Source organism: Pseudomonas sp. B21-032, from assembly GCF_024748965.1.
Taxonomy (GTDB): Bacteria; Pseudomonadota; Gammaproteobacteria; order Pseudomonadales; family Pseudomonadaceae; genus Aquipseudomonas.
This window is the reverse complement of record NZ_CP087180.1, coordinates 316,595-329,502: the sequence shown is the minus strand read 5'-3', so window position 1 is coordinate 329,502 and position 12,908 is coordinate 316,595. Positions and strand designations below refer to the sequence as shown.

The window sequence follows — 12,908 nt, the reverse complement described above, 5'->3', positions numbered from 1 at the left end:
AGAGAAAGGAATGTCTTCATTGATTCGCGCCGCTGTCCTCGGCCTGGCCCTGGCGGGCCTGGCTGGCTGTACCTCAAAGCCGGTACTGACCCCGCAAGAGCAACTTGTGGTCGGCCACAACTACAGCCACGAGCAAGTGCAGCAGGCCATCCTCAAGGCCGTCGCCGAGCGCGGCTGGACCGCACGCACGGTCAGCCCGAACCTGATCCAGGCCGACATCCTGGTGCGCAATACCTTCTATGCCGCCATCGACATCCGCTACAGCGTCAGCAACTTTCGCATCAACTACCGCGACAGCCGCGAGCTGGGTTACAAGAACGGCAAGATTCACCGTAATTACAACCGTTGGGTGAACAACCTCGACAAAAGCATCCTGCAAGAGCTGAACAGGATGGAAGCGCAAAACATGGTGCAACGCGCCATCAACGAACAGCACTCGAACACTGTCAAATAATCAAGGAACGACACAATGCGTCTGAAAACCTGGACCGCCACCGCCACTCTGCTGCTCTGCGCCCTGCCCGGCCTGAGCCAGGCTCGCGACACCACTCACTACCTGCCGTTCGAGAAAGTCGTGGCGCAGATGACCGCCGAGAACAAGCTCGACGGTTCGGTGAAGTTCTACCTGGCCGGCGTGCAGCCAAAAGGCAAGGTCACCGTGGTCAGCCCGGCGGCGATCACCAACAAGAAGACCAACGCTTTCAACAAGTCTGATGAAGCGGCCTGCGAATGGGCCCTGCAATCGGCGCTGCTGACCATGCAGGACGCCGCGCGCAAGGTCGGCGCCAACGCCGTGACCAACATCAGCAGCTACTACAAGCGCAACGAGCGCAAGGACGCCACCACCTACGAATGCCACGCCGGCGCGGTCATGGCGGGCGTTGCGCTGAAGGGCGACCTGGCCAAGGTCCAGTAACTCAGCTGCGTTACAGGGCTTGCCGGGTCAACAGCTCGGCAAACGCCCTGGCCATCGCCGACGGCGCAGCGCGGCGCTGCACCAGCCACACCGCCGTCACCGCGTCGTCGTCAAGCAAGGTCCGGTACACCACGCCATCGATACGCATGCGCTGGAACGAAGCCGGCAGCACCGACACCCCCAACCCCGCGGCCACCAGGCCAATAATGGTCATCGCCTCTCCCGCCTCCTGGGCAAAATGCGGACTGAACCCGGCCTGACGTGCCAGGCTCAGCAGTTGCGCATGCAAGCCACTGCCGTAGCTACGCGGAAAAAACACAAAGGGTTCGTGGGCCAGCTCGGCCATGTGCACCCCGGCTTCGCTGCCCTCGGCCAACGGGTGAGCGGCATTGATCACCGCCACCAGCGGCTCGCGAAACAGCTCGACGGCATTCAGGCTCTCGGGCAACGCCAACGGCCGCATCAGGCCGACTTCGATCGACTCGTCGAGCAAGGCATCGGCCACGTCGCGGCTGCTCATTTCCTTGAGGTTCAGGTGCACGGCCGGGAAGCGCTGGCGAAAGGCGTGAATGGCCTTGGGGATGCTCGAATTGAACGGCGCCGACGAAGTGAAGCCGATCTTCATCTCGCCCAGCTCGCCCAATTGCGCGCGCCGGGCGACATCGGCGGCCTTGTCGACCTGCGCCAGCACCAGCCGCGCCTCTTCAAGGAATAGCCGCCCGGCCTCGCTGAGCTCGACCCGACGATTGGTACGCTCGAACAGGCGCGCCCCCAGCTCCTGCTCCAGGGCCTGGATTTGCTGGCTCAACGGTGGTTGGGAGATCCCCAGGTTCTGCGCCGCCCGGCCAAAATGCAGCTCTTCGGCGACGGCAATGAAGTAGCGCAGGTGACGCAATTCCATGGCGGCTCCAATAGGTCGTAAAACCTCTTAAACAGGTCGAACAATATATTGGAAATGATCATTAGCCAGCTATATGCTTTTTTCACTGCCTGACAGGCCGTAGTGCCCCGAGGTCCCCCGTGAAAACTGCTGTTGCGCCACACGCCCACGAACTGCCCCCTGCTCCGCTGGACGAAATCGTCGCCACCCTTAACGAAAGCTGGATCGAAAAAGGCACCCCGGCCTTTTTGCGCACCGTACTGGCGCTGTTCTGCGGCGGCTTTGCCACCTTTGCCCTGCTGTACTGCGTACAGCCAATGATGCCGCTGCTGTCGCAGGAATTTTCCATCAGCGCCGCGCAGAGCAGCCTGATCCTCTCGGTGTCCACCGGCATGCTGGCCTTCGGGCTGCTGATCACCGGGCCGATTTCCGACCGCATCGGGCGCAAGCCAGTGATGGTCTTCGCCCTGTTCTGCGCCGCGCTGTGCACCATCGTCAGCGCCCTGATGCCCAGCTGGCACGGCGTGCTGCTGACCCGCGCGCTGCTCGGGTTGTCGCTCAGCGGCCTGGCGGCGGTAGCCATGACGTACCTGAGCGAAGAGATCCACCCCCAGCACATTGGCCTGGCCATGGGCCTGTACATCGGTGGCAATGCCATCGGCGGCATGAGCGGGCGGCTGATCACCGGGGTGCTGATCGACTTCGTCAGCTGGCACACGGCGATGTTGGTGATCGGTGGCCTGGCGCTGATTGCAGCGGCGGTGTTCTGGAAGATCCTCCCCGAATCGCGCAACTTCCGCCCGCGCTCGCTGCACCCACGCAGCCTGCTCGACGGCTTTACCCTGCACTTTCGCGATGCAGGCCTGCCGTGGCTGTTCCTCGAAGCCTTCCTGCTGATGGGCGCGTTCGTCACCCTGTTCAACTACATCGGCTATCGCCTGCTGGCCGAGCCCTATCACATGAGCCAGGCGCTGGTCGGGCTGCTGTCGGTGGTGTACCTGTCGGGCATCTACAGCTCGGCGCAGATCGGCGCCCTGGCCGACAAGCTGGGCCGGCGCAAGGTGTTCTGGGCAACCATTTTGCTGATGTTCAGCGGCTTGTTGATGACCCTGCTCAGCCCCTTGGCGCTGATTATCGTCGGCATGCTGGTGTTCACCTTCGGCTTTTTCGGCGCGCATTCAGTGGCCAGCAGCTGGATCGGCCGCCGGGCGACCAAGGCCAAGGGCCAGGCGTCGTCGTTGTACCTGTTCAGTTACTACGCGGGGTCGAGTGTGGCGGGTACAGCGGGCGGGGTGTTCTGGCATCAGGCGGGGTGGAACGGCATCGGCCTGTTCATTGGCAGCTTGCTGGTGGTGGCGTTGCTGGTGGCGGTGCACCTGAGCCGGTTGCCGGCCAAGGCCTGAAATTCAAATCGCGGGGCAAGCCCGCTCCCATTGTAGGAGCGGGCTTGCCCCGCGATGCATTCTTTAGTTGATCACTTCAACCAGATCAACATCCACTTCACGGCTCATCAGGTGCTTCTCGACTTCACCGGTCAGCTTGACCTTGGTCTTGTCGTTGAAGGCCACCGGCGGCAGGTCTTCGTCATCGATCTCGACGGTGATGGTGCCGGTGGTGTCCTTGAACTCGTACTTGTCATCGTTGTTCACTTTCTTGATGACGTAGCCTTGCAGCACAACCGGGGTGTCGTCAGCGGCGTCGTTAGCGGCAGCCACCGTGGTCACCGACTGGGCGCCAGGGCCGGTGTAGCCGGCGGCCAGGGCAGTGGTGCTGAACAACGGGGCAAGCAGCAGAGCGAGGTAACGGGTTTTCATGGTGAAGATCCTGTCTGGGTTTCGATGGAGCCAGATTACCCAGGCAGGCTGAATTGAACCTTAATAGCAAAACGCCCGGCATAGGCCGGGCGTTTTCGTGTTGCAGCGCTGCTTACTGGTGGTATTGCGCCGACAGCTCGTGCACGGCGTTGATGAACGCGCCGGCGTGCTCCGGATCAACCTCGGGGGTGATGCCGTGGCCAAGGTTGAACACATGACCGCTGCCCTTGCCGTAGCTGGCGAGGATGCGCCCGACTTCGGCACGAATGGCCTCTGGCTTGGCGTACAGCACGGTCGGGTCCATGTTGCCCTGCAGGGCAACCTTGCTGCCGACGCGCTGGCGCGCTTCGCCAATGTCGCAGGTCCAGTCCAGGCCCAGGGCATCAGCGCCGGCATCGGCGATGCTTTCCAGCCACAGGCCGCCGTTCTTGGTGAAGAGAATGACCGGCACCTTGCGCCCTTCGTGCTCGCGGATCAGGCCGCTGACGATCTTGCGCATGTAGGCCAGGGAGAACTCCTGGTAGGCCGCCGCCGACAGGTTGCCGCCCCAGGTGTCGAAGATCTGCACCGCTTGTGCGCCGGCGAGGATCTGCCCGTTGAGGTAGCTGATGACCGACTGCGCGAGTTTGTCGAGCAGCAGGTGCATGGCTTGCGGGTTGTCGTAGAGCATGGCCTTGGTCTTGCGGAAGTCTTTCGACGAGCCGCCTTCGACCATGTAGGTGGCCAGCGTCCAGGGGCTGCCGGAGAAGCCGATCAGCGGCACCCGGCCGTTGAGCTCGCGGCGGATGGTGCTGACCGCGTCCATGACGTAGCCCAGGTCCTTTTGCGGATCAGGGATCGGCAGCGCCTCGATATCGGCCAGGGTGCTGACGACCTTCTTGAAGCGCGGGCCTTCGCCGGTTTCGAAATACAGGCCCTGGCCCATGGCGTCGGGGATGGTGAGGATGTCCGAGAACAGGATCGCGGCGTCCAGCGGGTAGCGGTCCAGCGGCTGCAGGGTGACCTCGCAGGCAAACTGCGGGTTCATGCACAGGCTCATGAAGTCGCCGGCCTTGGCGCGGCTGGCGCGGTATTCCGGCAGGTAGCGGCCGGCCTGGCGCATCATCCACACCGGGGTGACGTCTACGGGTTGCTTGAGCAGGGCGCGCAGAAAACGATCGTTCTTCAAGGCAGTCATGTCGGCATCCGGAAAAAAAGTGGGGGCATTTTCTCAGAGCCCAACGTAAAAGGCACGGTATCAACCGTGCCTTTTGTCTATCGACTTGTGATAGGTCAATAGATTTTGTTGAATTCATCGCGGGTCAAGCCCGCTCCTACACAGGTTCTGTAGGAGCGGGCTTGTCCCGCGAAGCTTTTTCAGACGCCCAGGTAATCCAAGATCCCCTCGGCAGCATTGCGCCCCTCGAAGATCGCCGTCACCACCAGGTCGGAACCGCGGACCATGTCACCACCGGCGAAGATCTTCGGGTTGCTGGTCTGGTGCTTGTAGGTGTTCTTCTCCGGCGCCACCACGCGGCCCTGGCTGTCGGTCTGGATGCTGAACTGCTCGAACCACGGCGCCGGGCTCGGACGGAAACCGAAGGCGATGACCACGGCATCGGCCGGGATGATCTCTTCGGAACCCGGGATCGGCTCGGGGCTGCGGCGGCCACGGGCGTCCGGCTCGCCGAGACGGGTCTCGACCACCTTCACACCTTCGACCTTGTCTTCCCCGACGATCGCGATCGGCTGGCGGTTGTAGAGGAACTTCACCCCCTCTTCCTTGGCGTTCTTCACCTCTTTGCGCGAGCCAGGCATGTTCGCCTCGTCACGACGGTAGGCACAGGTCACGGCCTTGGCGCCCTGGCGGATAGAGGTGCGGTTGCAGTCCATCGCCGTGTCGCCACCACCGAGGACCACGACCTTCTTGCCCTTCATGTCGACGAAATCTTCCGGCGACTTTTCAAAGCCCAGGTTGCGGTTGACGTTGGCCACCAGGAAGTCCAGGGCATCGTGCACGCCCGGCAGGTCTTCACCGGGAAAGCCGCCCTTCATGTAGGTGTAGGTGCCCATGCCCATGAACACCGCATCGTATTCCTCGAGCAGTTGCTCCATGCTGACATCCTTGCCCACCTCGGTATTGAGACGGAACTCGATGCCCATGCCGGTGAAGACTTCGCGGCGATTGCTCAGCACGGTCTTTTCCAGCTTGAACTCGGGGATGCCGAAGGTCAGCAAGCCGCCGATTTCCGGGTTGCGGTCGAACACCACCGGGGTTACCCCGCCGCGCACCAATACGTCGGCGCAGCCCAGGCCGGCCGGGCCGGCGCCGATGATGGCGACGCGCTTGCCGGTCGGCTTGACCTTGGACATGTCCGGGCGCCAGCCCATGGCGAAGGCGGTGTCGGTGATGTACTTCTCCACCGAACCGATGGTCACCGCGCCGAAGCCGTCGTTAAGGGTGCAGGCACCCTCGCACAGGCGATCCTGCGGGCACACCCGGCCGCAGACTTCCGGCAGGGTGTTGGTCTGGTGCGACAGCTCCGCGGCGGCGAGGATGTTGCCTTCGGAAACCAGCTTCAACCAGTTGGGGATGAAGTTGTGCACCGGGCACTTCCACTCGCAGTACGGGTTGCCACAACCCAGGCAGCGGTGGGCCTGCTCGGCCGATTGCTGGGGTTTGAAGGGTTCGTAGATTTCCACGAACTCTTTCTTGCGTTGACGCAACAGTTTCTTCTTCGGATCCTTGCGCCCGACCTCGATGAACTGGAAGTCATTGCTGAGACGTTCAGCCATTTTCAATACCTCTTTACCGCAGTTGCTAGCTTCAAGCTGCAAGCTGCAAGACGATCACGTGGGCCGGCAAACCTCGTACTGCTTTGAACTTGCAGCTTGAGGCTTGCCGCTTGCCGCTACTGCGGGTTGGCACGGGTGCTGGACAGCAGGTTCTTCAGGTTGGCCGCCTTCGGCTTGACCAGCCAGAAGCGCCGCACGTAATCGTCCAGGTTTTCCCAGAGCTCACGACCCCATTCGCTGTTGGTTTCTTCGACGTATTCAGCCAGCACGCGCTGCAGGTGGCTGCGATAAGCCTCCATGGCCTCGCCGCTGATGCGCTGGATCTCGACCAGTTCGTGGTTGAGCTTGTCGACGAAGCTGTTGTCCATGTCCAGCACGTAGGCAAAACCACCGGTCATGCCCGAGCCGAAGTTGTAACCGGTCTTGCCCAGAACGCAGACAAAGCCGCCGGTCATGTACTCACAGCAGTGATCGCCCGTGCCCTCGACAATCGCGTGGGCACCGGAGTTGCGCACGGCAAAGCGCTCGCCCGCGGTACCGGCGGCGAACAGCTTGCCGCCCGTGGCGCCATACAGGCAGGTGTTGCCGATGATGGCGCTGTGCTGGGTCGCGAACGGGCTGCCCGCAGGCGGCACGATCACCAGCTTGCCACCGGTCATGCCTTTGCCGACGTAGTCGTTGGCATCGCCTTCGAGGTACATGTTCAGGCCACCGGCGTTCCACACCCCGAAGCTCTGCCCGGCAGTGCCCTTGAAGCGGAAAGTGATCGGTGCCTTGGCCATGCCCTGGTTGCCGTGCAGACGGGCGATTTCGCCGGAGATCCGCGCGCCGATGGAGCGGTCGCAGTTGCAGATGTCCAGCTCGAACTCGGCGCCCGACAGGTCGCGAATGGCCGGCAGGGCCATGTCGACCATTTTCTCGGCCAGCACGCCCTTGTCGAACGGGGGGTTGCGGTCGACTTCGCAGAACTGCGGCTTGTCAGCCGGCACGTGTGGGCTGCCCAGCAACGGGCTGAGGTCCAGGTGTTTCTGCTTCTCGGTTTCGCCGGGGAGCATTTCCAGCAGGTCGGTACGCCCGATCAGCTCGCCGAGGCTGCGCACGCCCAGCTTGGCCAGCCACTCGCGGGTTTCTTCGGCGACGTAGGTGAAGAAGTTCACCACCATGTCGACGGTGCCGATGTAGTGGTCCTTGCGCAGCTTGTCGTTCTGGGTGGCGACGCCGGTGGCGCAGTTGTTCAGGTGACAGATACGCAGGTATTTGCAGCCCAGGGCGATCATCGGCGCGGTACCGAAACCGAAGCTTTCGGCGCCGAGGATGGCCGCCTTGATCACGTCCAGGCCGGTTTTCAGGCCGCCGTCGGTCTGCACCCGGACCTTGCCGCGCAAGTCGTTGCCGCGCAGGGTCTGGTGGGTTTCGGCCAGGCCCAGTTCCCACGGCGCGCCGGCGTACTTGATCGAGGTCAGCGGCGAAGCGCCGGTGCCACCGTCATAGCCGGAGATGGTGATCAGATCGGCATAGGCCTTGGCCACGCCGGCGGCGATGGTGCCAACACCGGCTTCTGCCACCAGCTTGACCGAGACCAGCGCCTGCGGGTTGACCTGCTTGAGGTCGAAGATCAGCTGCGAGAGGTCTTCGATCGAGTAGATGTCGTGGTGCGGCGGTGGCGAAATCAGGGTCACGCCAGGCACGGCGTAACGCAGCCGGGCGATCAGGCCGTTGACCTTGCCGCCTGGCAGCTGGCCGCCTTCGCCCGGCTTGGCACCCTGGGCGACCTTGATCTGCAGCACTTCGGCGTTGACCAGGTACTCGGGGGTGACGCCAAAGCGGCCGGTAGCCACTTGCTTGATCTTCGAGCTCTTGATGGTGCCGTAGCGGGCCGGGTCTTCGCCGCCCTCACCGGAGTTGGAGCGCGCACCCAGGCGGTTCATCGCCTCGGCCAGGGCTTCGTGGGCTTCCGGCGACAGCGCGCCGAGGGAGATACCGGCCGAGTCGAAGCGCTTGAGGATCGCTTCCAGCGGTTCGATCTCGCTCAGCTCCAGCGGCTGCTCCAGGGTTTTCACCTTGAGCAGGTCGCGGATCATCGACACCGGACGCTTGTCGACCAGTGCGGTGTATTCCTTGAACTTGGCGTAGTCGCCCTGCTGCACGGCGGCCTGCAGGGTGTTGACCACGTCCGGGTTGTAGGCGTGGTACTCGCCACCATGGACGAACTTCAGCAGGCCACCCTGCTGGATCGGCTTGCGCGCGCTCCAGGCTTCGGCGGCGAGCAGCTTCTGCTCATTCTCGATGTCGACGAAGCGTGCGCCCTTGAGACGGCTGGCAACGCCACGGAAGCTCAGGTTGACCACTTCTTCCGAAAGGCCGACGGCTTCGAACAGCTGTGCACCCCGGTAGGAACCGACGGTCGAGATGCCCATCTTCGAGAGGATCTTCAACAGGCCCTTGGAGATGCCCTTGCGGTAGTACTTGAAGACTTCTTCAAGATCACCGAGCACTTCGCCGGTACGGATCAGGTCGGCCAGCACTTCGTAAGCCAGGTACGGATACACGGCCGAAGCGCCGAAACCGATCAGCACGGCAAAGTGATGCGGGTCGCGGGCGGTGGCGGTTTCCACCAGGATGTTGCTGTCGCAGCGCAAGCCCAGTTCAGTCAGGCGGTGATGCACCGCACCAACGGCCAGCGAGGCATGCACCGGCAGTTTGCCCGGGGCGATATGGCGGTCGCTCAGCACCAGCTGGGTCTTGCCGCTGCGCACGGCTTCTTCGGCCTGATCGGCGATGTTGCGCACCGCCGCTTCCAGGCCCAGGCTCTCGACGTAGTTGAGGTCGATCAACTGACGCTCGAAGCCGGGGCGGTCGAGGTTCATCAGCGAGCGCCACTTGGCGGGCGAGATCACCGGCGAGCTGAGGATCACCCGCGAGGCGTGCTCTGGGGATTCCTGGAAGATGTTGCGCTCGGCGCCCAGGCAGATCTCCAGCGACATGACGATCGCTTCACGCAGCGGGTCGATCGGCGGGTTGGTGACCTGGGCGAATTGCTGGCGAAAGTAGTCGTAGGTCGAGCGCACGCGCTGCGAAAGAATCGCCATCGGCGTGTCGTCGCCCATCGAGCCGACCGCTTCCTGGCCTTGTTCGCCGAGCGGACGCAGCACCTGGTCACGCTCTTCGAAGGTGACCTGGAACATCTTCATATACTGCTTGAGCTGGTCAGCATCGTAGCTGGCCACGCCCTGGTCATCGCTGAGGTCGGCCTGGATGCGCAGGGCATTCTGGCGCAGCCAGCGCTTGTACGGATGGCGCGACTTGAGGCGGTTGTCGATGGCGTCGGTGTCGAGGATCTGCCCGGTTTCGGTGTCCACGGCAAAGATCTGCCCCGGGCCGACCCGGCCCTTGGCGATCACGTCTTCAGGCTTGTAGTCCCACACGCCGATTTCCGACGCCAGGGTGATGTAGCCGTTCTTGGTGGTGACCCAGCGCGCCGGGCGCAGGCCGTTGCGGTCGAGCAGGCACACCGCATGGCGGCCTTCGGTCAGTACCACGCCGGCCGGGCCGTCCCATGCTTCCATGTGCATGGAGTTGTATTCGTAGAACGCGCGCAGGTCGGCGTCCATGGTCTCGACGTTCTGCCACGCCGGCGGAATGATCATGCGCACGCCGCGGAACAGGTCGATGCCGCCGGTGACCATCAGTTCGAGCATGTTGTCCATGCTCGAGGAGTCGGAACCGACGCGGTTGACCAGCGGGCCGAGTTCTTCGAGGTCCGGAATCAGGTCGTTGGCGAACTTGGTGCGCCGCGCCTGGGCCCAGTTACGGTTACCGGTGATGGTGTTGATCTCGCCGTTGTGGGCGAGGAAGCGGAACGGCTGCGCAAGCGGCCATTTCGGCAGGGTGTTGGTGGAGAAGCGCTGGTGGAACACGCAGATCGCGGTTTGCAGGCGCTCGTCGCTGAGGTCCGGATAGAAGGCGGCGAGGTCCGCCGGCATCATCAGGCCTTTGTAGATGATGGTTTTGTGCGAAAAGCTGCAGATGTAGTGGTCGGTGTCGGCGGCGTTGGCCACCGAAGAGCAACGACGCGAACTGAACAGCTTGATGGCGAATTCCTGATCGCTCAGGCCTTCACCGCCGATGAACACCTGCTCGATCTGCGGCAGGCGCTCCAGGGCCAGGCGGCCGAGGACGCTGGTGTCGATCGGCACTTTGCGCCAGCCCACCAGTTGCAGGCCGGCCGCGAGGATCTCGCGGTTCATGTTGGCGCGCGCGGCTTCAGCCTTGGCGTTGTCCTGATTGAAGAACACCATGCCGACCGCATATTGCTTGGGCAGCTCAGTGGCGAACTGTTCGCGGGCCACGGCACGCAGGAACTGATCGGGCTTTTGCATGAGCAGACCGCAACCGTCGCCGGTCTTGCCGTCGGCGTTGATCCCACCGCGGTGGGTCATGCAGGTCAGGGCCTGGATGGCCGTTTGCAAAAGGTGGTGGCTGGGTTCGCCCGTCATATGGGCGATCAGGCCGAAACCACAGTTATCCTTGAATTCTTCGGGATGGTACAGACCTGTTTTCATAGACACTTTCTCACCAGGTTCGCCTCTCACCAAGGCAAATCTTTTTTTAGTACAACCACTTACCATCCACGCCGAACGAATGCCAGCTTTGCGGGGGCAATAGGGGAGCCATTGTTGCACAGCGACAGGGAAGCCCACAAATTTACGACGAATTGCCGTAAGTCCATGTCGCATTTTTGAATGTTTTTAAGCGTGCGCCGTGGTAACGGCATGGCTTGAGTCTGAAGCGTTTCAGCCTGGACTGCAAGAACGGCTTGTGGCCGGCAGTCTGGGACAGAAAAGCCTGCCGCGCAGTACGCAGCAGGCTTGACCGATGTTCAGGAGTCGCTCAGCAGGTGGCGGGGGTAGTGCCACCAGGCTATATCAGCGGGTCGAGGCCAGTTCTTGTTGGACGCTGGCGACGGTACGAGGCCAAGGTTTACCAGCCTGGACCTTGGCTGGCAAGGCCTTGATTGCAGCCAGGGCGGCATCACGGCTGGCGAAGTTGCCGTAGGTGATGACGTACAGCGGCTTGCCCTGCAGGGTTTTCTTGAAGTAGCGATAGTCGCCACCCTGAGCCTTGACGTAGGCCTGGGCCGACGCTTCGGAGCTGGTGCCGAGGATTTGCACGACATAATTGCCCGGCTTCTGCCCGGCGTACCAGCTACCACCGGCTGCGGGCTTGGCGGCCGGCTTCTCGGCAGGTTTGGGCGCAGGCTTGGCGGTTGCAACCTGGGTTGGCGCAGGCTTGGCTGCAGGAGCAACCGGCTTGCTGGCAACAGGCGCTACCGGCTGCTGCACAGGTGCAACCGGTTGCGCCGGGGTTGGTGCGGGGCCAGCAGTGACACCTGCCGGTGGCGCGATAGTGGTGACGGTCGGCGGAGTAGACGGCTGCAGCGCGGTTTCGCCGGCTGGCGTCGACTCTTCGCCTTCACCCATGCCGGTAGACTCGGCCAGCGGGCCACGCATGACCGGTTGCGACTGACCTACCAGCGGCAGTGGCATCGGCTGCGAATTGCCGGCGAATTCGATCGCCGGGCCGCCGTTGTTCGATTGGGCATTGCCTGGCTGACCTTCGCCCAGCGGCAGTTGCGCCTGTTCGGCAGGGGCAGTTGGCGCCTGATCACCCTTCTTCGGCATCAGCACGGCGGCCGCGACGGCGACCACGACAACTGCAGACAGCGCCAGCACATGTTTCTTCGGCATATTGAACCCCATTGATGGTCGCTTCGCCGTGGTCCGGCTGGCGATCATGGCTTCGATCAAGGTATCGCGGGCAACCTGGTTGATAGTCCCGGGCCAGCCGTCAGAGTTTTGGTGAATATCAACGATCTGCTCACTGCTGAACACTTCGATGCCCCGCCCGGCACCTTCCAGGCGCTGCTCGAGGTATTCACGGGTTTCTTCTTCGCTGTAGGGCTCAAGCTCGATGACATGAAAGCGCTCCTGCTCGGCATTGAGCTCTTCCAGCCCGGCGATCAGTGACGGCTCGCCAAACAGGAAGACATGCGGACGCCCTTCCGGGGTACCCGCCGCCAACTCCAGCAAGGCTTGGAGTGCCGACTCGCCAAGTTGTTCCGCATCGTCCACCAGCAGATAGACTTCCTGCCCGGTCAGCGCCAGTTGTACCACCTGGGCAAGGATGTCCGGGACTTCAGCCTGGGCCACGCCCAATGACTGGGCCACCTGGCCGAGCAGGCTGGCGGCATCGCTGGCGCCGCGGGCGGAAACCACCACGCTCTGCACCGATTGCTTGTTGGTGCTGGCCACCAGGGCTTGGCGCAGCAGGGTCTTGCCACTGCCTTGAGGGCCAGTGACCACCAGCAGCAACTGGCTGTAACGGGCCAGGTGGTGCAATTGGCCGAGTACCGGCTTGCGCTGGGCTGGGAAGAATTTGAAACCCGGCACCCGTGCAGCGAAGGGGTCGTGGTTCAACTGGTAATGGCCGAGAAAGGCCTCGTCGGCATGCAAACTAGTCATCG

At 62.9% G+C, this 12,908-nt stretch carries 9 protein-coding genes; 3 read left to right on the top strand and 6 right to left on the bottom strand.

The annotated features are described in order from the left end of the window. The first annotated feature begins 10 nt into the window (after positions 1-10). Both LOY54_RS01455 and LOY54_RS01450 read left to right on the top strand, forming a co-directional pair. Complete coding sequence (locus LOY54_RS01455; protein WP_045193943.1) at positions 11-454, top strand: hypothetical protein; 444 nt, start codon at positions 11-13, stop codon at positions 452-454. A gap of 15 nt (positions 455-469) precedes the next feature. Next, entirely contained in the window at positions 470-916 is a 447-nt protein-coding gene (locus LOY54_RS01450; protein WP_045193944.1) for a hypothetical protein, read from the top strand. Between the two features lie 10 nt (positions 917-926). Here LOY54_RS01450 and LOY54_RS01445 read toward each other — a convergent pair whose 3' ends face one another. Next, positions 927-1,817, bottom strand: a complete 891-nt coding sequence (locus LOY54_RS01445) for a LysR family transcriptional regulator (protein WP_045193945.1) — start codon at positions 1,815-1,817, stop codon at positions 927-929. A 152-nt stretch (positions 1,818-1,969) separates the two neighbouring features. On the opposite strand from LOY54_RS01445, the gene LOY54_RS01440 reads away from it, so the two are divergent. After that, the gene (locus LOY54_RS01440; RefSeq protein WP_371128663.1) at positions 1,970-3,199 is read left to right on the top strand and encodes an MFS transporter; all 1,230 of its coding nucleotides are present in this window, start codon (positions 1,970-1,972) and stop codon (positions 3,197-3,199) included. Positions 3,200-3,262: 63 nt separating this feature from the next. Here LOY54_RS01440 and LOY54_RS01435 read toward each other — a convergent pair whose 3' ends face one another. The 5 genes from LOY54_RS01435 to LOY54_RS01415 all read right to left on the bottom strand — a co-directional run bounded on the left by LOY54_RS01435 (position 3,263) and on the right by LOY54_RS01415 (position 12,906). Beyond that, positions 3,263-3,610: a YgiW/YdeI family stress tolerance OB fold protein gene (locus LOY54_RS01435; protein ID WP_258608922.1), complete on the bottom strand. Its 348-nt coding sequence runs from the start codon at positions 3,608-3,610 to the stop codon at positions 3,263-3,265. 112 nt (positions 3,611-3,722) lie between these two features. Continuing rightward, positions 3,723-4,787, bottom strand: coding sequence for a uroporphyrinogen decarboxylase (gene hemE, locus LOY54_RS01430; RefSeq protein WP_093377152.1), 1,065 nt, complete (start codon positions 4,785-4,787; stop codon positions 3,723-3,725). 179 nt (positions 4,788-4,966) lie between these two features. Beyond that, a complete protein-coding gene (locus LOY54_RS01425) occupies positions 4,967-6,385 on the bottom strand; it encodes an FAD-dependent oxidoreductase (protein ID WP_045193948.1) in 1,419 nt (472 codons plus the stop codon). Positions 6,386-6,501: 116 nt separating this feature from the next. After that, positions 6,502-10,947, bottom strand: coding sequence for a glutamate synthase large subunit (gene gltB / locus LOY54_RS01420; protein WP_258608920.1), 4,446 nt, complete (start codon positions 10,945-10,947; stop codon positions 6,502-6,504). A 363-nt stretch (positions 10,948-11,310) separates the two neighbouring features. Beyond that, entirely contained in the window at positions 11,311-12,906 is a 1,596-nt protein-coding gene (locus LOY54_RS01415; RefSeq protein ID WP_123564817.1) for an SPOR domain-containing protein, read from the bottom strand. Between the last annotated feature and the right edge of the window lie 2 nt (positions 12,907-12,908).